The organism is Stenotrophomonas nitritireducens (assembly GCF_001700965.1).
Lineage (GTDB): Bacteria > Pseudomonadota > Gammaproteobacteria > Xanthomonadales > Xanthomonadaceae > Stenotrophomonas > Stenotrophomonas nitritireducens_A.
In genome coordinates this window covers 3,576,817-3,599,932 of sequence record NZ_CP016756.1, presented here as the reverse complement: position 1 = coordinate 3,599,932, position 23,116 = coordinate 3,576,817, and the positions used below count along the sequence as shown (strand labels likewise).

Genomic DNA, 23,116 nt, shown 5'->3' with positions numbered 1-23,116 from the left:
CCGCCTTCGATACCTGCGTTTCCTTCTTCCGCCCACGGCGCCAACCGGCCCGTCAGGCCAACTCGTCCTTTTCTTCCGGATATACCCGTCCATGACCCACATCAAGACCCGCAAGTACGCACCGCGCGCCACCATGCTCGCCACTGCCACGCTGGCCGCCGGCTTCTCGCCGCTGACCGCACTGGCCGCCGACGCAGACGCCGACTCGGCCAGGAACAAGGCCACCGATCTGGATCAGGTACAGGTACGCGGCAGCTGGTTTGCGCCGTCCTCGCCCAAGTTCACCGCCGAACTGCTGGACACCCCGAAGTCGGTGTCCGTGGTCACCGAGAAGACCATCCAGGAAATCGGTGCCACCAATCTGGTCGATGCCCTGCGCATGGTGCCAGGCATCACCTTTGGTGCCGGCGAAGGTGGCAACTCCACCGGTGACCGTCCGTTCCTGCGCGGCTTCGACGGCCAGAGCAACATGTTCGTCGACGGCCTGCGCGACGTCGGCTCGCAGACCCGCGAGGTGTTCGACCTGGAGCAGCTGGAAGTGGTCAAGGGCCCAAGCTCGGCCTACGGCGGCCGTGATTCCGGCGGTGGCAGCATCAACCTGGTCAGCAAGACCCCGAAGCTGAAGAACGAAACCAGCGCCAGCATGGGCATCGGCACCGACAGCTATGCGCGCGGCACCGTTGATGCCAACTACGTGCTGGGCGATGGCATTGCCGCCCGTTTGAACCTGCTCAAGCACGAATCCGACATCGCCGGCCGCGACGCCGCCAACGTCAGCCGTTGGGGTATCGCACCGTCCATCGCTTTCGGCCTGAACGGCCCGCTGCAGCTGATCGCCAGCCATTACCACCTGGAAACCGATGACCTGCCCGATGCCGGCGGTTTTCCCTATGCCGATCCGGCAACCGGCACCACCACCGGCAAGCCGCTGGTGCCGGACCGCAACAACTATTACGGCCTGAAGGACCGCGACTTCCAGCGTACCCGTGCCGATATCAGCACCCTGGACGCCAGCTACTCGTTCGGCGAGCACAAGCTGCGCAACATCGCGCGCCTGGGCAACACCAGCAATGACTACCTGTGGACCCAGCCGGACGACAGCAAGAACAACCCGCTGCTGTACGGCACCTTGTGGCGCCGTACCAACAACCGCGCGATCGACACCAAGACCTTCGCCGACCAGCTGAGCCTGACCGGGGCATTCCAGACCGGTGGCCTGAAGCACAGCTACAGTGCCGGCGTTGAATACAGCGAAGAGAAGAGCAGCAAGGGCAGCTATGTGATCGGCGGCGCCGGCACCAACAACCCGATCGGCAACAACCAGGTGTGCAAGACCACCGGCGCGGCGACCGGCTACAACTGCACCGATTTCTACAACCCGAACCCGAATGATCCGTGGTCGGCCACCCACCCGGTGACCCGCAGCGACAAGGTGCTGGATATCGACCAGACCACCAAGACCAAGTCGGTCTACGCCTTCGATACCATCGAGCTGAGCGAAAAGTGGCTGGTCAACCTCGGCCTGCGCTGGGACGACTACGACACCAAGCAGGTCACCCCGGTCCTGAACAAGGCCCCGACCGTGCTGAAAAACAGCGACGGCTTCCTGAACTACCAGGCCGGCGTGGTGTTCAAGCCGACCGAAAATGGCAGCATCTACCTGTCCTACGGCACCTCGTCCACGCCGCCGGGCATGGACAGCGGTGAAGGCAACGACGCGATCAGCGCCGCCATCGAGAACCTCAAGCCGCAGGAAACCAAAAACTACGAGCTGGGCACCAAGTGGGACCTGTTCGAAAAGCGCCTGAACCTGACCGCAGCCATCTTCCACACCGAAATGAACAATGCCCGCGTCGTCATCGACACCGGCACTACCCAGAACGCCGGCAAGAAGGCGATCAACGGCGTCGAGATCGGCATCAATGGCCAGATCACCGACAACTGGAATGTCGCTGGCGGCTATACATACATGGATTCGGAGCTGAAGGACAACGGCTTTGTCTGCGGCGTCACCGTGCCGCGCGGCCAGCCCTGCCCGGCAGGCCAGTACATCGTCTCGCCGAACAACGGCAACATGTTCCCGAACACGCCCAAGCATGCCGCCACGCTGTGGACCACCTATGTGTTCCCGTTCGGCCTGACTGTCGGTGGCGGTGCAAGCTATGTCGACAAGCAGTACGGCGACGCCGCCAACACCAAGTGGATCCCAAGCTACACCCGTTGGGACGCGATGATCGGCTACGCCATCCAGGACAACATCAGCCTGCAGTTGAACGTGCAGAACCTGACCGACAAGACCTATTTCACCAAGGCCTATGCCTCCCATTACGCCAGCATCGCCCCGGGCCGTGCGGCGACGCTGGCACTGAACGTCAAGTTCTGATGTCCGCAAGAGCAACAACGGCGGCAGGCCCAAGCCTGCCGCCGTTCTGCTTTCTACCTTAGCGCCGCCGCAGGCGACGGCGATCATCCGCACTGGCTACCATCGGCAGCAGCTACCGGTGCAAACCTGCTCACAGGCGAGACGATGTCCAATGCCCTTCCAATCGATGCCGCTGCTCTGGCGCAGCAGCTGCTCAATGATCCGCAGGGCACCTTCGCGCGCATCCGCGACGCCGCGCTCGGCGGCCAGGCCCAGGCGCAACTGCTGCTGGCCCAGCTGTACATCGAAGGCAAGGGCGTGGACCGCGACGAGCAGGCCGCCCTGCTCTGGTACGAAACCGCCGCCAACAACGGCAGCGCACTGGCGATGAACATGCTCGGCCGCTGCCATGAGCTTGGCCAGGGCTGCACGCCGGATGCCGCGCTGGCCGCGGTCTGGTACCGCAGTGCCGCCGAAGCCGGGCTGGACTGGGGCATGTACAACCATGCCAACCTGCTTGCCACAGGCCGCGGCGTGGCGCAGGACCGTCCCAGGGCGCTGGCGCTGTACACACAGGCCGCGCAGCTGGGCCACGCCAAATCGATGAATCTGCTGGCACGCCACCTGGAAGACGGGCTGGAGATCGAACGCGATCCGCAGGCCGCCCTGGCCTGGTATCAACGCTCGGCCGAGGCCGGTGATTTCCGCGGCCAGGCCAACCTCGCCTCCATCCTGCTGCAACAAGGCCAGATCGAGGCCGCCGCGCAGTGGTTGCGCTTGGCATTGGCCAACGGCAGCCCTGCGTTCATGGCGCATATCGTGCCCGAACTGGCGGCCTCCCCCCATCCGCAGATCCGTGCACTGGTAGCCTGAGCCAGTCCCCGAGGAACTCCCATGCTGCTGCATATCCCCAACGTACTCAGCCCCGAACAGGTCGCCCTGTTCCGCCAGAAACTGGATGCGGCTGACTGGACCGATGGCCGCGAAACCGTCGGCCATCTCGGCACCCATGCCAAGCGCAACCAGCAGCTGCCGGAAAACTCGCCGCTGCGCCGCGAGCTGGGCGAAACCGTGTTGCTGGCACTGGCCAGCAACCCTTCCTTCTTCAGCGCCGCGCTGCCGCTGAAGTACCTGCCGCCGCGTTTCAACCGTTACAGCGGTGGCGGCAACTACGGCTTCCATGTGGATGGCGCGGTGATGAACCTGGGCCAGGGCGAGCAGCTGCGCTCGGACGTGTCCTGCACGCTGTTCCTGTGCGAACCGGACGAATACGAAGGCGGCGAACTGATCATCAGCGACACCTATGGCGAGCACGAAGTGAAGCTGCCGGCCGGCGACCTGGTGGTGTATCCGTCCAGCAGCCTGCACAAAGTGCAACCGGTGACCCGTGGCGCGCGCCTGGCCTCGTTCTTCTGGGTGCAGAGCATGGTGCGCGACGACGCCCATCGGCGCCTGCTGTGGGAAATGGATACGTCCATCCAGCAACTCACCCAAGACTGCCCGCAGCACCCCTCGCTGGTCAGCCTGACCGGGATTTATCACAACCTGCTGCGGCAATGGGCGCAGACCTGAGCGTTGCCGGCCCCTCCTCAACGCAGCAGCTCCGTAGCACCGTAGCCCGGGGAAGCGCAGCGCACCCGGGGCTGTTCGCTGAGAGTCCAAGAACCCCGCCGCTCCCTGCTCTCGGGTGCGCTGCGCTTACCCGGGCTACAAAAGCCGCGGTCTGCTTCTGCCACGCGCACCGGACAGCTCCAACGAATCAACGTCACTGACAGCGCGGCGCGTGGATCAGCCAACGCCAGCAAACTGATAATCGCCATGTTGCTATCAATTCTCATTTGCAAAAGCTAACGGATCGCATCTAAAATGCTGCAGCGCGCAGGACGGCCCTCGTCAGCGCGCCCGCACATCGGGGATTCGCATGCCGCAACCACAACGCCAGCACGCATACAGCACCGCCGCATCCGGCGTTGTCAGCCTGCGTCCGTTGGTTTTGTGCCTGCTGATGCTGTTGTCGCTGCTGGCATCGCTGTGCCAAAGCGGCAGCCAGCTGGCCCGGCTTGGTGTTGCGGAAAACAGCACTGCATCGGCCCCTGCCGAAGAGCGTCAGGGCGGCGAACGCCAGTTGGAAGAACAAAGCCCGGCCAAACTTCGCAAGGCAAGCCAGCTGCGCGCGGCAATTGCCATCCCGCCCCTGCCCAGTGTCAAGCCGCTGCTGCTTGCAGCCACCGGCCCCAGCCCGTTACGGGTGGCCATCCCGGTATCCGAGCCGGTCATGGGCCATGCCCTGGCCAGCCCGCGCCAACAACGTGGGCAAGCGCCCCCGTTGAGCTGATGCTCCGCGCCTAGGCGCCCGCGCTTCACCCCCTCTCTTTTCAGCCCGTCTCTGCATGCGCCCGCGCTTGCGGTGTTGACGACTGCAGCCTGCATTTCCTTGTTCGAGGTATTCCCATGGCCCTGCGCCAGCGCCACCGTGTGTCCGTTTCCCGCCAACTGCTCAGCCTCGCCGTGCTCGGCGCCCTCAGCGCCAGCGCGCATGCCAGCGGTAGCGGCGCACCTACCACGCTGGACAAGGTGGTCGTCACCGCCAGCGGCTTCGAGCAGAAGATCACCGACGCGCCGGCCAGCATCAGCGTGGTCAGCCGCGAAGAACTGGCACTGCGTCCCTACACCAGCCTGGTCGATGCGCTGCGCGACGTGGAAGGCATCGACGTCGGCATGGAAACCACCGACAAGAACGGCCGCGCCACCATTTCCATGCGCGGCATGCCGTCCGAATACACGCTAGTGCTGATCGATGGCCGCCGCCAGAGCAACGTCGGCAATCTGTACCCGAACAACTTCGGTGGCGGCCAGTTCGCCTACATGCCGCCGTTGGATGCAGTGGAACGCATCGAAGTAGTGCGCGGCCCGATGTCGACCCTGTACGGCGCAGATGCCATGGGCGGGGTTATCAACATCATCACCCGCCGCAACCAGAGCGAATGGCACGGCTCGGTGACGCAGGGTCTCACCGTGCAGCAGGAAGACGCGTTCGGCGACGCCCGCACCACCGACCTGTACCTGAGCGGCCCGCTGATCCAGGACCGTCTGGGCATGACCGTGCGCGGCAGCTGGTACGACATCGACGAATCGCGTCCGGAATGGGATTCGCTGCCGCTGCCCGATGGCAGCCAGTGGGAACGTGCGCTCGGCTTTGGCGGCGGCGGCAAGGCCGTGGCCAATACCAACTGGAACAGCGGCATCCGCCTGAACTTCAAGGCCAGCGAAAACCACGACCTGTGGCTGGACTACGACGTCTCGCGCCAGAAGTACGACAACAGCAAGGGCCAGACCGGCACCCTGGACAGCGCCGAAAGCCTGTGGCGCAGCGGTGTGGCGACCATTCCCAATGGCAACGGTGGCACCACCACCCGCCGCGTGGTGCAGCCGCGCGTTGGCTATACCGCCTACCAGCGCTATGAGCTGGACCAGCTGGCGCTGACCCACCAGGGCCGCTACGACTTCGGCACCTGGCAGACCAGCCTGTCGCGTACCCAGAGCAACAACCTGGGCCGCTCGCTGCCGCTGACCCTGGCCGAGCGCGCCGACCTGCAGAACCTGTGGAACGATGTCTGCCAGCGCCGCGGCCAGGCCGCCAACTGCAACATGGCCAGCGGCAACCTGTCGGTGCTCAATGATGCCGAACGCGCCCGCCTGCAGGCCTTCCTGCCGCGCCCGTTGCGCACCATGGAACTGGATGCAATGGTGCTGGACACCATGCTCGAACTGGGTTTCGATGCGCACAAAGTCACCGTCGGTGGCCAGTACAACAACACCGACATGACCGACGGCGTATTCGGCATGGACGGTGGCGGCTACCGCGACAACGTCAAGCAGAAGCACCGCACCTGGTCGGTGTTTGCCGAGGACAACTGGTCGCTGACCGACGCGCTCACCGCCACCTTCGGCCTGCGCTATGACCACCACAACATCTTCGGCAGCCATGTCAGCCCGCGCGCCTACCTGGTGTGGAATGCCAGCGATGCGTGGACCGTCAAGGGCGGCGTCAGCACCGGCTACAAGACCCCGCGTCCGGATCAGCTGTTTCCCGGCGTGACCGGTTTCGGCGGCCAGGGTGTGATCCCGATGGTGGGCTCGCCCAACCTGAAGCCGGAGACCAGCACCAACTACGAAATCGCCACCTATTACGACGGCGGCCGCTGGGGCTTCAACGCCACCGCCTTCCTCAACCGCTTCGACGACAAGATCGCCAGCGGCGGCAGCTTCGCCAACTGCGAAGTGGCACCGGCCAACAGCGGCTACTGCGTGGACGTGGGCCCGGGCTGGGCAGCGTTGGGTTACAGCGTTTTCAGCCAGAGTGTGAACCTGGACAAGGCCGAAACCCGCGGCGTTGAGCTGGCCAGCCATGTGGACCTGCTGGACAACCTGCAGCTGCGCGGTAACTACACCTACACCAAGAGCGAGCAGACCAGCGGCGCCACCAAAGGCCAGCCGATCGCCGGCAACCCGGCCAAGCACATGGCCAATGCCAGCCTCAACTGGCAGCTCAACGACGCCATCAGCCTGAGCTTGATCGGCGAAGGCCGTTACGACCGTTACCGCGACACGCTGGTATCCAACGTCGGCGGCGTCAGCAGCTCGACTGTTCGTTACTACGAGGACTACACCACCTTCCACCTGGGCGGCAGCTGGAAGCTCAACGACTGGCTGACGGTCAACGCGCGCGTCAACAACCTGTTCGACAAGGACTTCGTCTCGCAGTCCTGCATCCTGAGCTCGCCCAGCGAGTACAGCTGCGTCGACGACTATGCGGTGAAGGAACAGCGCCGCAGCTACTGGCTGTCGCTCAACGCGAAGTTCTGATGGGTGCAGCTGGCACGGGTAGCGCTGAGCGCTTGCCCACCCGCCTGTCAACGCCGCAGCCCCACAAACGTTTCCAGCACAGGCAACACCGCTCCCTCCCTTTCACGCAGTGAAGGGGAGGGTTGGGGAGGGGTAGCTTTTGACTTGGCTTCTTGGCTTTACGCGAAGAACCAGAACAACAGCCAGATCAAAGGCTACCCCTCCCCAACCCTCCCCTTGCCTCCGGCATAGGGAGGGGGCGTAGCACGGCACAAATTGCGAATCATTCTCATTAGTGCTTTAATCGTCGTCCTTCAACACCCCTGATACCCGTGTCCGCAGACCGCAGCGCCGCCACTACCGTGCAACAACAAGCCAGTCGTGGATTCTGGTTGCGCACCTTGCATCAGTGGCACTGGATCAGCTCGGCGGTCTGCCTGATCGGCATGCTGCTGTTCTCCCTGACCGGCATCACCTTGAACCACGCGTCCAAGATCGAAGCCAAGCCGCAGGTGCAGAACCTGCAGCTGGAATTGCCTGCGCCCGTACTCAAGGCTCTGGGCGAGCGCGAAGAAGGCAACGCGCCGCTGCCGGCACGGGTGGCCGATTGGTTGTCCAACCGTCTCGAGGTCTCCATCGGCAGCCGTGAAGCCGAGTGGTCGCCGGAAGAAATCTATCTGTCCATGCCCGGCCCCGGCAGTGATGCCTGGTTGAGCATCGACCGCGAAACCGGTGCGGTGGAATTCGAGAAAACCCGCCGAGGCTGGATCTCGTATTTCAACGATCTGCACAAGGGCCGCAATGCCGGACCGGGCTGGGGCTGGTTCCTTGACGTGTTCGCGGTGGCCTGCCTGGTGTTCTGCATCACCGGCCTGTTCCTGCTGCATCTGCATGCGCGGCAGCGGCGCATGACCTGGCCGCTGGTCGGCCTGGGTTTGCTGATCCCGCTTCTGATCGCCCTGCTCCTCATCCATTGACCGTCGTCCTTCCCGGAGTCGCACCATGCGCGTCACCCTGACCATCGCCCTGAGCGGCCTGATCGCCACCGCTCCTGCCGCCTACGCCGCCAGCCTCGACGTCAACGTCGAAGTGCCCAAGCTCAACGTGGCCGAGTACCACCGCCCGTATGTCGCGGTGTGGATCGAAGGTGCCGACCAGCAGGTCGCCGCCAACCTGTCGGTCTGGTACCAGCTCAAGGACACCGCCGAAGGCCATGGCACCAAGTGGCTGCCGGACCTGCGCCAGTGGTGGCGCAAGAGCGGCCGCACCCTGCAGGTGCCGGTGGATGGCGTGACCGGCCCGACCCGTCCGGTCGGCAAGCACCAGCTCAGCTTCAGCGACCGCCAGCCGCAGCTGCGCGCCCTGCCCGCCGGCCAGTACACGCTGGTGGTGGAAGCGGCGCGCGAAGTCGGCGGCCGCGAGCTGGTCAAGATTCCCTTCAGCTGGCCGGCCCGCGCTGTCCAGAACGGCAGCGCCCAGGGCAGCACCGAACTCGGTGCCGTCACCCTCGCCGTCAAGCCCTGATCCCCCTTTCCAACGGAGCCAACCGATGAAGCGTTCCCTCCTGCTTGCTGCCATCCTCGCCGCCGCGCTGCCCTTCTCCGCCGCCGCGCACAAGGCCTGGCTGCAGCCATCGCAGACCGTGATTGCCGGCACCAACCCGTGGATCACCGTGGATGCGGCTGTATCCAACGACCTGTTCTACTTCAACCATGTGCCGCTGCGCCTGGACAACCTGGTGATCACCGCACCGGACGGCAGCACCGTGCAGCCGCAGAACGTGGCCACCGGCAAGTACCGCAGCGTGTTCGACGTGGAACTGACCCAGCAGGGCACCTACCGCCTGGCCAACGTCAACGCCGGCCTGATGGCCAACTGGCAGGAAGACGGCAAGCCCAAGCGCTGGCGCGGCAACGCTGCAACGTTCGCCACCGAAGTGCCGAAGGATGCCAAGGAACTGAAGGTCTCCGAGACCGCCGGTCGCGTTGAAACCTTCGTCACCAACGGCAAGCCGAACGACACCGCGCTCAAGCCGACCGGCAAGGGCATGGAGCTGGTCGCTGTGGGCCATCCGAACGATCTGTTCGCCGGCGAGCAGGCCAAGTTCAAGCTGCTGGTCGACGGCAAGCCGCACGCAGGCCTGGAAGTGGAAATCACCCGCGGTGGTACCCGTTACCGCAACGCCCAGGAAGAGATCAAGGTGACCACCGACGCCAATGGCGAGTTCTCGGTGACCTGGCCGCAGGCTGGCATGTACTGGCTGGAAACCGGCACCGAGGACAACAAGACCTCGATCCCGCAGGCCAACGTGCGCCGCCTGAGCTACGTCGCCACGCTGGAAGTGCTGCCGCAGTAATGCACCGCTCAAAGCCCCTCGCCCGCCGGGAGAGGGGTTGGGGTGAGGGCAAGGCCGGAGCCGAGTTCCTGAAGCCTGCAATCGGTCGAAAAAGAGCAAACGCTTCCCCTCATCCGCCCCTTCGGGGCACCTTCTCCCGTAAACGGGAGAAGGGACACCGCCTAGCCGATCATTTCCGATGTCCTCCAACTCCGACATCGCCGCCCTTGGCGGCCACACCATGGGCACCAGCTGGAGCGTCAAGCTGGTCGCCGCGCGCAGCCGTGACCTGCATCCGCTGCATGCCGGCATCCAGGCCGAACTGGACCGAGTCGTCGCGCAGATGAGCACCTGGGAAGCCGACTCTGACATCAACCGCTACAACCGCGCCGCCGCTGGCACCTGGCATGCGCTGCCCGATGATTTCTGGAACGTACTCAGCACCGCACGCGATATCGCCGAGCGCAGCAACGGTGCCTTCGATCCCACTATCGGCCCCTTGGTCGCGCTGTGGGGTTTCGGTGCGGATGCCGCTGCGCAGGCCGTACCCGATTCCGCGCAGCTGGCCGAAGTTGCTGCACGCTGCCAATGGCAGAAGCTGCAACTGGATCCACAAACACAAAGTGCCCTGCAACCCGGCGGCCTGCAGCTGGACCTGTCGGCCATCGCCAAGGGTTATGGCGTGGATCTGGTCAGCCGCTGGCTGCAGCGCGCCGGTGTCGCCGCAGCACTGGTCGAAGTAGGCGGCGAACTACACGGCTACGGCCTGAAACCCGACGGTCAGCCCTGGCGCGTGCTGGTTGAATCCGCTCCGGAAGAAGATGCTGGTGCCGACTATCCGCCGCGCGTACTGGCACTGGACGACCTTGCGGTCGCCACTTCAGGCGACCGCTGGCACCACTTTGAACGCGATGGCGTGTCCTACAGCCACACCCTGGATCCGCGCAGCCATGCACCGGTCAGCCGCGCCGCAGCTGCGGTCAGCGTAATTGCGCGCGATGCGATGCACGCCGATGCCTGGGCCACCGCACTGACCGTGATGGGCGCCGATGAAGGCCTGGCCTTTGCCAATCACCATGATCTGGCTGCACGCTTCATCACCCGCACCAGCACCGGCCTGATCGAAACCATGAGCCCCGCCTTCCAGCGCTATCTGGACGCCAGCGCGCAATGAACCCCAATCGCTCCATGCGCGCCCTGCTTGGCAACCTCGGTGTTGGTCTGGTCCTGCTGTTGATCGCCCTGTTCCTGCTGCGCCTGCATCTTAGCGAAAGCTGGTGGAACGCGCCGCCACTGATGCCGCAATGGTGGGCAGCGCTGGCCGCGCTGTTGGTCTACGCAGTTGCCTGCTTCGCGCTGTGGTGGCGCACCCGTCAACGCGACGACGATGCTGGCGACAGCAGCGAACCGCCGATCCTGGTGGTATGGGCCAGCCAGACCGGGTTCGCGCAGCAACTGGCCCAGCGCACGGCGGCACAGCTGCGTGCTGCCGGCCACAAGATCCGCCTGCGCGCGATCGACCAGGTGGACGCAGCGCTGCTGGACAGCAGCCGCCAGGCCTTGTTCGTCGCCAGCACCACCGGCGAAGGCGATCCGCCCGATCACGCCCTCGCCTTCCTGAGCCGGGTGATGCCACAGCCGCTGAAGCTGGCACAGCTGCAGTACGCGGTACTGGCATTGGGCGACAAAACCTACGACCAGTACTGCGCGTTCGGCCATCAACTCGATGACTGGTTGCGTGCGCAGGGTGCACAGCCGCTGTTTGACACCGTGGAGGTCGACAACGCCGATGCAGAAGCGCTGCGCCATTGGCAGCAGCTGCTGGGCCAGCTCGGCGGCTCGACCGCCGACGCCACTGACTGGAGTGCGCCGGCCTACCAATCCTGGTTGCTGCGCAGGCGCGAGATGCTCAATCCCGGCAGCATCGGTGGCAAGGTGTTCCACCTGCAACTGCAACCGGCGGACGGCAAGCTGCCCACCTGGCAGGCCGGCGACATCGCCGAAATCGGCCCGCGCCAATCCGCGCCTGCGGTGACGCACTGGCTGCAGACGCATGGCTTCGATGCGGCCGCGGTACTTGCCGATGGCCGCCTGCTGCGTGACGCCCTTGCCGTGTCGCATCTGCCCGACAGCTGCGACACCCGCGATGCCGACGCACTGGCTGCCAACCTCACGCCGCTGCCGCATCGTGAGTATTCGATCGCATCGATGCCAAGCGACGGCAGCCTGCAGCTGATGCTGCGGCGGCAGCTGCGCCCGGATGGCACCCCTGGCCTGGCCAGCGGCTGGCTCTGCGACTACACGGCTATCGGCGACAGCATTGATCTGCGCCTGCGCAGCAACAGCAACTTCCATCCGCCCCGCAACGATGCGCCACTGATCCTGATCGGCAACGGCACCGGCATCGCCGGCCTGCGTGCGCATCTTCGCGCCCGCATCGATGCAGGCGCACGCCGCAACTGGCTGCTGTTCGGCGAACGCAACGCGGCGCATGACTTCCACTTCGGCGACGAGCTGCGGCAATGGCAGCGTGAGGGTGGAATCGAGCGTCTGGATGCGGTTTTCAGCCGCGATCCCGGTCAGTTCCACTATGTGCAGGACGCGCTGGCCGCGCACAGCACTGTGCTGCAGCAATGGCTGGAGGACGGCGCCACCCTGCTGGTCTGCGGCAGCCTGCAGGGCATGGCCCCGGCGGTGGACAAGGTCATCATCGACACGATTGGCGCCGAAGCACATCAGGCCCTGCGCATTGCCGGCCGCTACCGCCGCGACGTCTACTGAATGTAGCGCCGAGCCATGCTCGGCAAAGCAGCCCCGTAGTGCCGAGCCATGCTCGGCAGAAGCCTTACAAGCAATCCCACCCGTAGTGCCGAGCCATGCTCGGCAGAAGCTTTCCCGGTAATGCCCATGCCGAGCATAGCTCGGCACTACAGGTTAAGCCTTGCGCTGTTGGTTCTTTGGCTTCGCGGCTTACGCCGCTCCTACACAACCGGCGTCAGCCGTATCGCCAACAGCTCGCCACCGCCACTTAAGGTGTAACGCTGCCGTTCGCCGGACCCCAGCCACGCGGTATCACCGGCCGACAGCGCCGGCAATTCATTACCCTCGAATACGGCTTGGCCGGCCAACAGGTGGATGGCCCACGCGGCCTGTGGCTCGGTGAAGAACAACATGTTGCCCACCAGCGGCCGATGCAGCAGTTCGGCCTGCAGGGCATCACGCCGCCACATCAGATTGAAATCCTGGGTCACACCGTCGACCAGCTCGCCGACAATGTCTTCTTCGCCGGCAAAACGCAGGCGTTGATAGGGCGGCAGCAGGGTTTCGCAACGCCCATCGGCGAAGCGCAAGCGCAGACCTTCGCCCTGCAGCAACACCAGCTCACGCTCGACGCCGGGGAAAGCAGAGAACGCCGCGTCCTGTTCGATCTCGGCGATGGACAGGCGCAGCTGCCAGTCGCCCTGCTCCGGCAGACGCAGGATCTCGCGCGTCCAACCCAGGCCATTGCGCCAGCGCTCGCGCTGGTAGAGCGCGGCAGGGATAACGCGGGTAGGAGAGTTCAATGTATGCATCGGCCAATGATGCCATCAGCGCGGATCTGTAGGAGCGGCAGATGTGTAGGAGCGGCGTAAGCCGCGAAGCCACAAATCCAACAGCGCAGAGCAAAGCCAACCCCTCCCCAACCCTCCCCTTGCCTTCGGCAAAGGGAGGGGGCTCAAGCGCCCCCTGCGCTTCGCGCAAGGGAGGGGCTCAAGCCCTTACTTCGGCATCGCCAGATTTTCGGCCATCAGCGGCTTGCCCGCACGTGGGGTGGTGGCGATCACTGCATCGGCTGGCAAAGCCGTGCCCTTGTCCAGGCGTGCCTGCACCCGATCCAGGGCCTCATACACATACGGCAGCAGCGGCAGATAACGCGAGCCATAATCCGGCAGTCCGAGGAAACCATCGAAGTGCTGCACATGCTGCACCTTCCAGTAGCTCACCTCGCGCCCGGCCGCCTTGGCTGCCGCCGCATACGGTGCGCTGCTGAAAGCCGGCGGAATCAGGCCATCGTCGGCACCGTGTACCACCATCACCGGCAGGCCCTTGCGCGGCAGACCCGCATGCGTGGCCTGGATACCAGCCTGCACACGCTTGGCGTCTTCACCCTGCCCGTCCCACAGAGCACGCAGGCACTTCAGGCCGGCATAGGTCAGGTCCGGCAAGGCCACCTTGCTGTCGAGCAGTCCCACGCCGGCACCCGGCGGAATGCCGCTGCCGTCGGAGACCCACGCAGCGCGCTCAATGGCGGTTGCCGCGCGCGGCGAGAAATCCGGGTTCTGTGCGGCAAAGTTGAATCCGCAGGGATGCTCGCCAACGCCATAGCGGCCATAGGCCGAGGCATACGTCGCCGAGATCGCGCGCCACAGATCAAAGCCGGTGGACAAGGCGCCAGCACGCAGCGATTCGTCGGTCCAGCCCTTGCTCAGCATCAGCTCGTAGGCCGACCTGGCCTGCGCTGCCGGTGTCGCACCGCTGATCACACCCTCGGCTGCCAGGCTCGCACAGCGCACGGCGGCGCCGGCCTGCAGTGCGGCGGTCATCGGCGGCTGCGGCAGGTTGCTCATGTGCAGCTGCGCGCACGGCATCAACAACGCCGCCTCGGTGCTGTAATCGTAGAGCGCACGTGCACCGGTGCCGCTGGAATAGACGCTGGGTTCACCGGCCACCACCGCATCCAGCCAGTCACCTTCCAGCTCGGCCGCACGCAGCACCGCGCCGCCGCCGTTGGAGATGCCCACGGCAATGATGCGGGTGTTCTCGAAAGTGAAGGGCGCTGCCTGCGGATAGGCCTGTGCCAACGCCAACAGCGCGAACTCGGCCGCCTGTTTTACGTGGCGCCCCCAGTCGGCTTCCGGGTTGTCCTTGGAATGCGCATGCTTGAAGGCGACACCCGCTGCATTGATCGGCGCATCCGGCACGAACGCAAGGTCGCTGACTTCACCCAGGGCACCGATGGTGCCGTTGGCACGTACACCCATCTGCGCGTTCAGATCGTAGTAGTCACTGCCGGCGCCCTTGTCGGTATAGACCACCGTACAGCCCTTGGGCAGGCCCCAGGCAGCGGCGACCGAGACCGCGCCATAGATGCCACGCGAGCCCGATGCCGGTGCGACCAGCACACAGCGTTTGGCGGTATCAAAGTTGTCCGGAATCTGCGCCAGCACGCGATGCGGCTGGCTGGCACCGGGCAGGCGTGCGAACGCCGCATACTCGCGGCCCGGCACGTTCTGCAGGCTGCCGAACAGTTCGCCGTAACCACCGCCCGGGGCGAGGTCGGCAATGCCGCGCCAGCTGCCCCACATCGCGCGGCGGCGCAGCTCATCCACGGTCGGTGCGCTGGCATCGGCAAAGGCCGGCGGCGCCATGCTGCGCAGGCCGGCCAGGCCCAGCCCGGCGGTAAGCAGGTCATCGCTGCCGCGATGTTCGCTGCGGAGTTCGTTGCTGAACATGGAAGACTCCACGGGCTTGGACGCTGGGCCGCTGGCACAGGAGGCCAGGCTCAGTCCGACAAATAGGCCGCAGGCGGCGCGCAATAGGGATTGGCTCATGGACGCACCCTAGCAGAGCAACCACGGCCGGCTCATCGTACTTAAGTACCACACGCTTTTAGCGCGGCGGCTGCTACGTTTCCACCATCCCCTATAGCATCGGAGTCCCCCATGGACCGCTTCCTGCAAGACCGCACCGCATTGGTGACCGGCAGCACCTCCGGCATCGGCCTGGCCATCGCCCAGGCACTTGCCAATGCTGGCGCCCGCGTGGCCATCAACGGGCTGGGCACGCCCGAGCAGATCGATACGGCGTTGGCCAGCGTCACCGACGCCGGCAGCGAGGCGCGGCACTTCGATGCCGACCTGCGCAAACCCGACCAGATCGCCCACATGCTCGAAGCCGTGCAGGCCTGGGGCAACATCGACATCCTGGTCAACTGCGCCGGTATCCAGCACGCCGCACCGCTGGCCGAACAGCCGCCGCAGAAGTGGGACGACATCATCGCCATCAATCTCAGCGCTGCCTTCCACACCATGCAGCATGCGCTGCCGGGCATGGCCGAACGCGGCTACGGCCGGGTGGTCAATATCGCCTCGGTGCACGGCCTGGTTGCCTCGAAGAACAAGGCACCGTATGTGGCCAGCAAGTTCGGCATCGTCGGCCTGAGCAAGGTGGCCGCGCTGGAATATGCCGCTGCCGGCAACCGTGAAAGCGGTGGCGTCACCGTCAATTGCGTCTGCCCGGGTTGGGTGGAAACGCCGTTGATCGAACCGCAGATCCAGGCCCACCGCAATGGCGGCAGCCGCGACGACGGCGTGCGTGCCCTGCTCGAAGAAAAGCAGCCCAGCCTGCGCATGTCGCTGCCGGAAGACATCGGCGCGATGGTGGTGTGGCTGTGCCGCCGCGAGTCGCACAATCTCACCGGCGCAGCAATGCCGATGGACGGCGGTTGGACAGCGCAGTAAGCCAGGAACTAGTTGTCAGGAATCAGGAACCAGGAACCAGTAACAGCAGAGCAACGCAACATCTGTTGCGTGCCTTTGCCTTCTCTCTATTACCTGGTTCCTACCCGCTGGTTCCTGACCTTTACGTTGAGAGATTGATTTTGACTTCGAGTGCGCATCTACTGGTTCCTGTTTCCTCGCCACTCGTTCCCAGCCTTATGCCCAGCTTGTTGATTGCCGACGATCACCCCTTGTTCCGCGCTGCCCTGCGGCAGGCGGCCAGCGAGGCCGTCAGCGAGCTGCAGGTGCGCGAGGCCGAATCACTGGAAGGTGTGCTGGCGGCCCTGGATGCGGCGCCGGACACCGACCTGATCCTGCTCGACCTGCATATGCCCGGCAATCACGGGCTGGCCGGGCTGGCCGCTATCCGCGCACAACACCCTGGGGTGGCGGTGATCGTAGTCTCGGCCAATGATGACCCGCGAGTGGTGCGGCGCGCGCTTGACCACGGTGCCGCCGGCTATCTGCCCAAGAGCTCGGGTTTGAATGAGCTGCGCGAAGCAATCCGCAGCGTCATGGCCTGCGAGCAATGGCTGCCGGCTTCGCTGCGCGCGGCGGTATCGCGTGCGCAGTCGTCCAGCCATGACAGCGAACTGGCCGCACGCCTGGCCAGTCTGTCACCGCAACAGTTCCGGGTATTGGCGCTGGTTGCCGAAGGCCTGCTCAACAAGCAGATCGCCGACCGCCTGGATGTGCAGGAACGCACGGTCAAGGCCCACCTGTCGGCCATCTTCGAGCGGCTTGGAGTGCGCAACCGCACCCAGGCCAGCGTGGTGCTGCGCGAACTGGAACTGAGCGATCCAGCGCGCCAGGCGGTGTAACCACCGCTGTTGATTCGTGTGGGAGCGGTGTAAACCGCGAAGCTGACGCACAGACCGCCGCAGCAGGATCGATCACACGCATTCCTGATCGCACGTCACTACAACGGCGCCGTTGTCAGCTTCGCGGCTGATGCCGCTCCTACGAGCCCGTGCTCCGAGTTGTTGCCTTGTGCAGCAGCATGCCAGCCAGCATTGCCGGCACAAACCACAGCGCCTCCGGTGACAACACGCCCAGGCCCACCAGCGCAGGCCCCGGGCAGTAGCCGGCCAGTCCCCAGCCAATGCCGAACAAGGCCGCACCGATCAGCAATGGCCGGTCGATATGGCGCAGATCCGAGATCTGGAAACGCTCAGCCAATACCGGCGCCGGCCGCCGCAGCACGAAACGGAACAGCAGCATCGTGGTGCCGACAGCACCGCCCAGCACGAACAGCAGGGCCGGATCGAAATCGCCTAACACATCGAGGAAACCGAGGATGCGCAGCGGATCGGTCATGCCTGACAGCGCCAGGCCCACGCCGAACAACGCGCCGGAAACCAGTGCCGCCAAGGTGATACGCGAGGTACTCATGCCACATGCCTGACGATGTAGGTGGTCAAAATCGCCGTCGCCATGAAGGTCAGCACGGCAGCGAACGAACGCACGGACAAGCGCCCCAAACCACAGACACCGTGGCCGCTGGTACAGCCATTGCCCATGCGGGTGCCAAACCCAACCAGCAAGCCGGCTGTTACCAGCAGCAACGGCGGGAAACCCTGGCGCGGCGTATAGGCGCCGGGTACCAGCCACAGGTACGCGGCGCCGGCACCGATCAGCCCGATCAGGAATGCGGCCCGCCAGGCCACGTCGCCGCTGCGCGGCATCAGCACACCGCCGACGATGCCGCTGATACCGGCGATACGGCCGGTCAGCCATAGCAGCAAGGTGGCGGCCAGGCCGATCAATACGCCACCGGCCAGCGCGGTCATCCAGGTACTCATGACGTGTGCCCGATCTGGTCCAGGGGCAAGCGCAGGTAGCGCACGCCATTGGCATCCGGCTCGGGCAAGCGCCCACCGCGGATATTCACCTGCAAGGCAGGCAGGATCAGCTTCGGCACCGGCAAGGTGGCATCACGCTGCTCGCGCATCTGCACGAAGGTGGGCGCGTCGGTGCCGTCCTTGAGATGCAGATTGTGCTGCTTCTGCTCGTCGATGCTGGTCAGTGCATGGGCCTCCCGGCGCGTGCCCGGATAGTCATGGCACAGGAAGATGCGGGTATCGCCGGGCAGCGACAGGATCCGCTGTATCGATGCATACAGGCGTTGCGCGTCACCGCCGGGGAAATCACAGCGGGCGGTGCCGGTGTCGGCGGCAAACACTGTATCGCCGACAAATGCGGCATCACCGATCACGTAGGTCAGGCCGTCATCGGTATGCCCCGGCGTGGCAATCACCCGCGCATTCAATGCGCCGACGTTGAAGGTGTCGCCGTCGTCGAACAGCCGGTCGAACTGGTGCCCGTCGGCAATGAATTCATCGCCCAGGCCGAACAGCGCCTTGAAGTGCTGCTGCACCTGCACGATGCCGCGCCCGATCGCGACCGGCGCCTGCAGTTGATCCGCCAGATAGCCCGCCGCACTGAGATGGTCGGCATGCGCATGGGTTTCCAGGATCCATGCAACGGTCAGCAGCTTGCTGCGCACGAACGCCAGCAGCACATCAGCTGATGCCGTGCTGGTGCGCGCGCCTGCCGGCTCGTAATCCAGCACCGGATCGATGATGACCGCCATGCCGCCGGTCTGGTCGTAAACCACATAACTGAAGGTACCCGTGTCCTTGTCGTAGAACGGTTCGACCAAGGGGGATGAGATCTGCGTCTGGCTCATTTTGAGGCCTCGCTTTTAATTTAGCTTTTTCTAAACTAAACTAGTCATCCACAAAGTTCAAGCACGAGCCGCACGCCCTTGATGCCCGCTTCAGACATGGATATGGAACAGATGCAGGTGCATGCCGAACAGGCCGCGCAGCTGCTCAAATCGCTGGCCCACCCGGCCCGGCTGCGGGTGCTGTGCCGGCTGGTGGAAGGTGAGGCCTCGGTGGGCGAATTGCAGGCCGGCGTTGGTCTGTCGATGTCGGCGCTGTCGCAGCACCTGGCGGTGATGCGCGATGCGCAGCTGGTCAGCACGCGCCGTGAAGCGCAGAGCATTTTCTATGCGCTGGCCGACAGCCCGGCAATGGGCGTGATGCAGGCCTTGCATGCAGCCTATTGCGGGAAAGCCAGCGGCTAAGCTTCAAGCATTCGACAATGCACGCGGGGCCCGTAGCCCGGGTAAGCGCAGCGCACCCGGGGGTATCGCAAGGTTCTCCCGGGTGCGCTGCGCTTACCCGGGCTACCTAAAAAATGCGCGTACCTAAGACTCGCGCCGCCCCGCATCTGGTCTCAGCGCATCGGCCGCCAACAGCCGATCAAGAATCGATTTCAGCGCAAGCGGACGCACCGGCTTGTGCAGCAGCGTCAGTCCCTGCTCCAAAACTTCGCGGCGCGTGCCCAGGCTGTCGTCGGCACTGAGGATCAGGGTTGGGCGCGCGCCAAAGCGTTCGCCCAACCGCAGCTGCAGGGCGGTACCGGTATCGCCGTCATCCAGGTTGTAGTCGAACAACCACAAACTGGCGGGCAATGCCTGCAATGCTGCCACCGCCTGTGTTTCGCCGGCGGCCTCGGCCACGTTGTAGCCCCAGCCACGCAACAGACCGGCCAGGCCCTGCAAGGCCGCCGGATCGTTGTCGACCAACAGCACCGATACGCCACCCGAAGTCGCCGCGTTGCGCAGGTGCGGCGTAGCGGCCATTTGTGGCGAAGCCACATGTTGCAGCGATACCGAGAACACCGTACCTCGCCCTTTTTCACTGCGTAGACGCAGCGGCGCATGCAGCAGGCCGGCAATGCGATCAGCAATGGCCAGGCCCAGACCGAGCCCTTGCCCGCTGCTGTCCTCGCCACGCCGGAACTCCTCGAAAATCCGCTGCTGTTCCTGCTTGGCGATGCCCGGCCCGGTGTCATGTACCTCAACGCGCAGCTGCTGGCCCTCGCGGCGCACCCCCAGCAACACGCCACCCGCACTGGTGTAGCGCACCGCGTTGGCGAGGAAGTTCTGCAGCACCCGGCGCAGCAGTTGCGGGTCGCTGTTGACCCAGGCGCGGGTGGGCACATAGTGGAAATCAAGACCGCGCGCGGTGGCCAGCGCACGGAACTCGGAGACCAGCGGATCCAGCACTTCGGCCAAGGGCAGATCACGCGCCTGCGGCACCAGCCCACCGGCTTCCAGCCGCGACATGTCGAACAAACCGGTCAGCAGATCGGTGGTTGAATCCAGCGCACCGCGGATCTGCATCACCGTCTGTTGCTGCTGGCTGGATTCCACCTGCTGCGCCAGCGTATCGGTGAACAGATGGGCGGCATGCAGCGGCTGCAGCAGGTCGTGCCCCACCGCGGCCAGGAAGCGGCTCTTGGCATCGTTGGCGCGCTCAGCCTCGCGCTTGGCCGACTCCAGCAAGGCGGTGCGTTCGCCCACGCGTTGTTCCAGCGTTTCGTTGCTGCGCTTGAGCTCGCGCTCGCTGCGGCGAAACGCGGTGACATCGGTGAAGGTGGCCACAAAACCGCCGCCCGGCATCGGGTTGCCGCGGATCTCGACAATCTTGCCATCCGGAAACACCCGCTCGGTCAAATGCGGCGTGCCAGCGCGCATGAAGGCCAGCCGCCGGTCCACCGCACGCTCGTCGCCACCGCGCGCAGGCATTGCCTGCAATGCCCAGCGGGTCAGATCAACAATTGGGCGGCCCACCTGCAGCAGTTCATCGGGGAATCCAAACATGCGCGCATATGGCCGGTTCCACGCCACCAGCCGCTGCTCGCGGTCGATCACGCTGATGCCCTGGCTCATGTTCTGCAACGCCGCCTGCAACACCTGCTGACTGAAGCGCAGATCCTGGGAGGCTTCGCTGACGATGGCCGCTACCGTCGCCAGCTCACGTCCCTCGCGTCGTGCCGCGTCCAGCAACAAGCGTGCGGAGGCCGCACCCAGCACCGCTGACAATTCCCGTTCAACACTGGCCTCGATGGCTGCAGGAACGGCGCCAGTGCGCGGCGCATCGGCCAGCAGGCGCTGCACGCGCTCATACGGCAGGAAACGACGGCCGGCATCGCGCAGGGTTTCGGCGTCGAGATTGCGACTGATGCGGTCCGGCGTATCACGCCGCCAGGCCATCGACAGCAGCGTCACCGCCGTGCCGACAAACAGGCTGGCACCCACCGCACGGCCCAGCGGCGTCCAGCCGGTCAAGCCGAACAAGCCCTGCGGCGCGAGCCACTGCCAACCGAACGGGCCCTGCAGCAGCCACGCCGGCGCGCGCCCGCCGCTCTCCAGCAATGACGGCAACAGCAGCACCCAGGCCCAGGTGGCGAAACCGGCCAGCACACCCGCAATGGCCGCGCGCGGCGGCGTCTGCGGCCGCCAGATCGCAAAGGCCAGCACCGGCACCAAGGTGGCCATCGCCGAGAACGACACCGCGCCGATGTCGGCCAGCACGTTGCCGCCGCCAATCAGCCGGCTATAGCCCCAGGCCAGCAGCATGATCACGCAGATGCCCGCGCGCCGCAGCCACACCAGCTCGCGACGATGGTCGCCGCCGCCGGCACGTGCCCAGGCGCTGCGCAACAGGCCGGGTGCAAACCAGTGGTTGCCGATCATCAGACTCAAGGTCAGCGTGCTCACCACCACCATGCCGGTGGCCGCACTCAACCCACCGAGGAAAGCGAACAAGGCGACGCCTTCATGGCCCGCAGCGAACGGCAGCGCCAGGGTATACATGTCCGAGGGCACGCTGTTGCCGAGCAGCAGCGTGCCGGCGCGCGCCAAGGGCAGGATCGGCAACGCGATCAGCAACAGGTACAACGGAAACAGCCAGCGCGCAGTGCGCACATCAGCCGGATCGCGGCACTCCACCACGCCGACGTGGAACTGATGCGGCAGCAGAAACATTGCCAGCCCGCCAAGGATCACCAGCGGAATGAACCCGCCTTCCTGTGGATTGACCGGCGCTGGCAGCGTGGCAGGAACTCCTTTCAGGCCAAACCAGACAAATACTCCCAGCGCCAGCATCGCGCCCAGCTTGAACACCGACTCGGCAGCCATCGCCAGCACCAAGCCACGGTTGTGCTCGGAGGCATCGGCGCGGCGTGCACCGAACAACATCGCGAACAAGGCCATCGCCAACGCCACATACAAGGCGCTGTCGTGCCAGATGGAACCGGTCTGGCCGGCGTCTACCGCGCGCGAGGTGATCATGCCGAAGCTCATAGCCACCGCCTTGAGCTGCAGCGCGATATAGGGAATCAGGCCCAGCACGGTCACCAGCGTCACCGTCGCCGCCAACCAGGCATCACGTCCCAGCCGCGCGGCAATCAGATCGGCCAGCGAGGTGGCATTGGTTTCGCGCGCCAGCCGCACCAGCCGCATCATCACGCCGATGGCGAGCGCATAGAAAAGAATTGCGCCGACGAAAGTTGGCGGCAGCGGCCAACCGTGCCGCGCAGCCTGGGTGACGGTGCCATAGAACGTCCACGAGGTGCAGTGCACCGCCAGCGACAAGGTGTAGATATGCCGCCAGTGCCGCGCGAATGCCGTAGGCCGGCGTTCGCCGTACAGCGCCACGCCGAACATCAAGGCCAACCAGGCCAGACCCGCCAAGGCCACTGTTACCAGACTCAACATGGAAAGCGTTTCCCGGAAGCTGTTTGGCAGGATACGGAGTTAAGAGGGAAGGATGAAGCAGTGCATGGCTTGAGGCCTTTGCTTGAGGCCTTTGCTTGAAGCCCCTCTCCCCCCGGGAGAGGGGTTGGGGTGAGGGTGCGGGTCGCCAGGAGTTTGCTTTTTAGCTTTTTCATCAAAAGCCAGAGCTCGAAAGCCAACAGCAAAAGCTCCCCTCACCCCAACCCCTCTCCCGCAGGCGAGAGAGGGGCTTCAAGCACCAACACCAACACCAACAACAGCCAAAGCCACAGCCACAGCCACAGCCAAAGCCAAAGCCAAAGCCAAAGCATCAGCCACAGCAGCAGCCAAAACCAAAGCCAAATCAACTACCACAGCAACAACACCAGCAATCGCCACGACCTTCACTACAGCCGCAGCTACAACCAGCGCAGCAGCCACAAACAAAAAAGCCCTTCCCCGCT

General features: G+C 65.0%; 20 protein-coding genes. 13 read left to right on the top strand and 7 right to left on the bottom strand.

Annotation, left to right across the window (positions count from 1 at the left end; genetic code table 11):
• The first annotated feature begins 91 nt into the window (after window positions 1-91).
• The 10 genes from BCV67_RS15390 (at window position 92) to BCV67_RS15345 (ending at window position 12,323) form a co-directional block, all read left to right on the top strand.
• On the top strand, window positions 92-2,383 hold the full coding sequence (locus tag BCV67_RS15390) for a TonB-dependent receptor (protein WP_062168644.1): 2,292 nt from the start codon (window positions 92-94) through the stop codon (window positions 2,381-2,383).
• Window positions 2,384-2,527: 144 nt separating this feature from the next.
• On the top strand, window positions 2,528-3,235 hold the full coding sequence (locus BCV67_RS15385) for a tetratricopeptide repeat protein (RefSeq protein ID WP_062168646.1): 708 nt from the start codon (window positions 2,528-2,530) through the stop codon (window positions 3,233-3,235).
• Window positions 3,236-3,256: 21 nt separating this feature from the next.
• Window positions 3,257-3,934 carry a Fe2+-dependent dioxygenase gene (locus BCV67_RS15380; protein WP_062168649.1) on the top strand — a complete coding sequence of 226 codons (678 nt, stop codon included), beginning with the start codon at window positions 3,257-3,259 and terminating at the stop codon, window positions 3,932-3,934.
• A 349-nt stretch (window positions 3,935-4,283) separates the two neighbouring features.
• Window positions 4,284-4,697, top strand: a complete 414-nt coding sequence (locus BCV67_RS15375; RefSeq protein ID WP_062168651.1) for a hypothetical protein — start codon at window positions 4,284-4,286, stop codon at window positions 4,695-4,697.
• 116 nt (window positions 4,698-4,813) lie between these two features.
• Window positions 4,814-7,228, top strand: a complete 2,415-nt coding sequence (locus BCV67_RS15370; RefSeq protein WP_062168653.1) for a TonB-dependent receptor domain-containing protein — start codon at window positions 4,814-4,816, stop codon at window positions 7,226-7,228.
• 311 nt (window positions 7,229-7,539) lie between these two features.
• Window positions 7,540-8,184, top strand: a complete 645-nt coding sequence (locus BCV67_RS15365) for a PepSY-associated TM helix domain-containing protein (protein ID WP_231732376.1) — start codon at window positions 7,540-7,542, stop codon at window positions 8,182-8,184.
• Window positions 8,185-8,209: 25 nt separating this feature from the next.
• Window positions 8,210-8,731 carry a DUF2271 domain-containing protein gene (locus tag BCV67_RS15360; RefSeq protein WP_062168657.1) on the top strand — a complete coding sequence of 174 codons (522 nt, stop codon included), beginning with the start codon at window positions 8,210-8,212 and terminating at the stop codon, window positions 8,729-8,731.
• 25 nt (window positions 8,732-8,756) lie between these two features.
• Complete coding sequence (locus BCV67_RS15355) at window positions 8,757-9,563, top strand: DUF4198 domain-containing protein (RefSeq protein WP_062168659.1); 807 nt, start codon at window positions 8,757-8,759, stop codon at window positions 9,561-9,563.
• A 178-nt stretch (window positions 9,564-9,741) separates the two neighbouring features.
• The gene (locus tag BCV67_RS15350) at window positions 9,742-10,716 is read left to right on the top strand and encodes an FAD:protein FMN transferase (protein ID WP_062168661.1); all 975 of its coding nucleotides are present in this window, start codon (window positions 9,742-9,744) and stop codon (window positions 10,714-10,716) included.
• The gene (locus BCV67_RS15345; protein ID WP_062168665.1) at window positions 10,713-12,323 is read left to right on the top strand and encodes a sulfite reductase subunit alpha; all 1,611 of its coding nucleotides are present in this window, start codon (window positions 10,713-10,715) and stop codon (window positions 12,321-12,323) included. Before BCV67_RS15350 ends, BCV67_RS15345 begins: the two co-directional genes overlap by 4 nt.
• A 200-nt stretch (window positions 12,324-12,523) precedes the next feature.
• Here the strand turns inward: BCV67_RS15345 and BCV67_RS15340 are convergent, their stop codons facing one another.
• Both BCV67_RS15340 and BCV67_RS15335 read right to left on the bottom strand, forming a co-directional pair.
• Window positions 12,524-13,114 carry a HutD/Ves family protein gene (locus tag BCV67_RS15340; RefSeq protein WP_062168667.1) on the bottom strand — a complete coding sequence of 197 codons (591 nt, stop codon included), beginning with the start codon at window positions 13,112-13,114 and terminating at the stop codon, window positions 12,524-12,526.
• A gap of 186 nt (window positions 13,115-13,300) precedes the next feature.
• Window positions 13,301-15,034: a 3-hydroxybutyrate oligomer hydrolase family protein gene (locus BCV67_RS15335; RefSeq protein ID WP_062168669.1), complete on the bottom strand. Its 1,734-nt coding sequence runs from the start codon at window positions 15,032-15,034 to the stop codon at window positions 13,301-13,303.
• A gap of 210 nt (window positions 15,035-15,244) precedes the next feature.
• Here BCV67_RS15335 and BCV67_RS15330 point away from each other — a divergent pair, with 210 nt between their 5' ends.
• Entirely contained in the window at window positions 15,245-16,042 is a 798-nt protein-coding gene (locus BCV67_RS15330; RefSeq protein WP_062168671.1) for a 3-hydroxybutyrate dehydrogenase, read from the top strand.
• Between the two features lie 197 nt (window positions 16,043-16,239).
• Window positions 16,240-16,902, top strand: coding sequence for a response regulator transcription factor (locus BCV67_RS15325; protein ID WP_062168673.1), 663 nt, complete (start codon window positions 16,240-16,242; stop codon window positions 16,900-16,902).
• A 139-nt stretch (window positions 16,903-17,041) separates the two neighbouring features.
• Here BCV67_RS15325 and BCV67_RS15320 read toward each other — a convergent pair whose 3' ends face one another.
• Genes BCV67_RS15320 through BCV67_RS15310 form a run of 3 tightly spaced genes read right to left on the bottom strand, consistent with a single transcriptional unit; the run spans window position 17,042 to window position 18,770 of the window.
• Complete coding sequence (locus BCV67_RS15320) at window positions 17,042-17,473, bottom strand: DUF6691 family protein (protein ID WP_062168676.1); 432 nt, start codon at window positions 17,471-17,473, stop codon at window positions 17,042-17,044.
• A complete protein-coding gene (locus BCV67_RS15315; protein ID WP_062168678.1) occupies window positions 17,470-17,883 on the bottom strand; it encodes a YeeE/YedE family protein in 414 nt (137 codons plus the stop codon). The genes BCV67_RS15320 and BCV67_RS15315 overlap by 4 nt, the downstream gene beginning before the upstream one ends.
• Window positions 17,880-18,770: an MBL fold metallo-hydrolase gene (locus BCV67_RS15310; protein WP_062168680.1), complete on the bottom strand. Its 891-nt coding sequence runs from the start codon at window positions 18,768-18,770 to the stop codon at window positions 17,880-17,882. Before BCV67_RS15310 ends, BCV67_RS15315 begins: the two co-directional genes overlap by 4 nt.
• Window positions 18,771-18,851: 81 nt before the next feature.
• Here BCV67_RS15310 and BCV67_RS15305 point away from each other — a divergent pair, with 81 nt between their 5' ends.
• Entirely contained in the window at window positions 18,852-19,172 is a 321-nt protein-coding gene (locus BCV67_RS15305) for an ArsR/SmtB family transcription factor (protein ID WP_062168682.1), read from the top strand.
• Between the two features lie 123 nt (window positions 19,173-19,295).
• On the opposite strand, the gene BCV67_RS15300 is transcribed toward BCV67_RS15305, so the two are convergent.
• The gene (locus tag BCV67_RS15300) at window positions 19,296-22,655 is read right to left on the bottom strand and encodes a hybrid sensor histidine kinase/response regulator (protein WP_062168684.1); all 3,360 of its coding nucleotides are present in this window, start codon (window positions 22,653-22,655) and stop codon (window positions 19,296-19,298) included.
• A gap of 249 nt (window positions 22,656-22,904) precedes the next feature.
• Window positions 22,905-23,099 carry a hypothetical protein gene (locus tag BCV67_RS19680; RefSeq protein WP_156455851.1) on the bottom strand — a complete coding sequence of 65 codons (195 nt, stop codon included), beginning with the start codon at window positions 23,097-23,099 and terminating at the stop codon, window positions 22,905-22,907.
• Between the last annotated feature and the right edge of the window lie 17 nt (window positions 23,100-23,116).

Bases quoted from the DNA above. Each gene is read 5' to 3' on its own strand.
- BCV67_RS15320 (WP_062168676.1), bottom strand. From the start codon at position 17,473: ATGAGTACCTCGCGTATCACCTTGGCGGCACTGGTTTCCGGCGCGTTG.
- BCV67_RS15305 (WP_062168682.1), top strand. From the start codon at position 18,852: ATGCCCGCTTCAGACATGGATATGGAACAGATGCAGGTGCATGCCGAA.
- BCV67_RS15380 (WP_062168649.1), top strand. From the start codon at position 3,257: ATGCTGCTGCATATCCCCAACGTACTCAGCCCCGAACAGGTCGCCCTG.
- BCV67_RS15325 (WP_062168673.1), top strand. From the start codon at position 16,240: ATGCCCAGCTTGTTGATTGCCGACGATCACCCCTTGTTCCGCGCTGCC.
- BCV67_RS15335 (WP_062168669.1), bottom strand. From the start codon at position 15,034: ATGTTCAGCAACGAACTCCGCAGCGAACATCGCGGCAGCGATGACCTG.
- BCV67_RS15330 (WP_062168671.1), top strand. From the start codon at position 15,245: ATGGACCGCTTCCTGCAAGACCGCACCGCATTGGTGACCGGCAGCACC.
- BCV67_RS15300 (WP_062168684.1), bottom strand. From the start codon at position 22,655: ATGTTGAGTCTGGTAACAGTGGCCTTGGCGGGTCTGGCCTGGTTGGCC.
- BCV67_RS15310 (WP_062168680.1), bottom strand. From the start codon at position 18,770: ATGAGCCAGACGCAGATCTCATCCCCCTTGGTCGAACCGTTCTACGAC.
- BCV67_RS15385 (WP_062168646.1), top strand. From the start codon at position 2,528: ATGTCCAATGCCCTTCCAATCGATGCCGCTGCTCTGGCGCAGCAGCTG.
- BCV67_RS15355 (WP_062168659.1), top strand. From the start codon at position 8,757: ATGAAGCGTTCCCTCCTGCTTGCTGCCATCCTCGCCGCCGCGCTGCCC.
- BCV67_RS15340 (WP_062168667.1), bottom strand. From the start codon at position 13,114: ATGCATACATTGAACTCTCCTACCCGCGTTATCCCTGCCGCGCTCTAC.
- BCV67_RS15390 (WP_062168644.1), top strand. From the start codon at position 92: ATGACCCACATCAAGACCCGCAAGTACGCACCGCGCGCCACCATGCTC.
- BCV67_RS15350 (WP_062168661.1), top strand. From the start codon at position 9,742: ATGTCCTCCAACTCCGACATCGCCGCCCTTGGCGGCCACACCATGGGC.
- BCV67_RS15360 (WP_062168657.1), top strand. From the start codon at position 8,210: ATGCGCGTCACCCTGACCATCGCCCTGAGCGGCCTGATCGCCACCGCT.
- BCV67_RS15375 (WP_062168651.1), top strand. From the start codon at position 4,284: ATGCCGCAACCACAACGCCAGCACGCATACAGCACCGCCGCATCCGGC.
- BCV67_RS15315 (WP_062168678.1), bottom strand. From the start codon at position 17,883: ATGAGTACCTGGATGACCGCGCTGGCCGGTGGCGTATTGATCGGCCTG.
- BCV67_RS15345 (WP_062168665.1), top strand. From the start codon at position 10,713: ATGAACCCCAATCGCTCCATGCGCGCCCTGCTTGGCAACCTCGGTGTT.
- BCV67_RS15370 (WP_062168653.1), top strand. From the start codon at position 4,814: ATGGCCCTGCGCCAGCGCCACCGTGTGTCCGTTTCCCGCCAACTGCTC.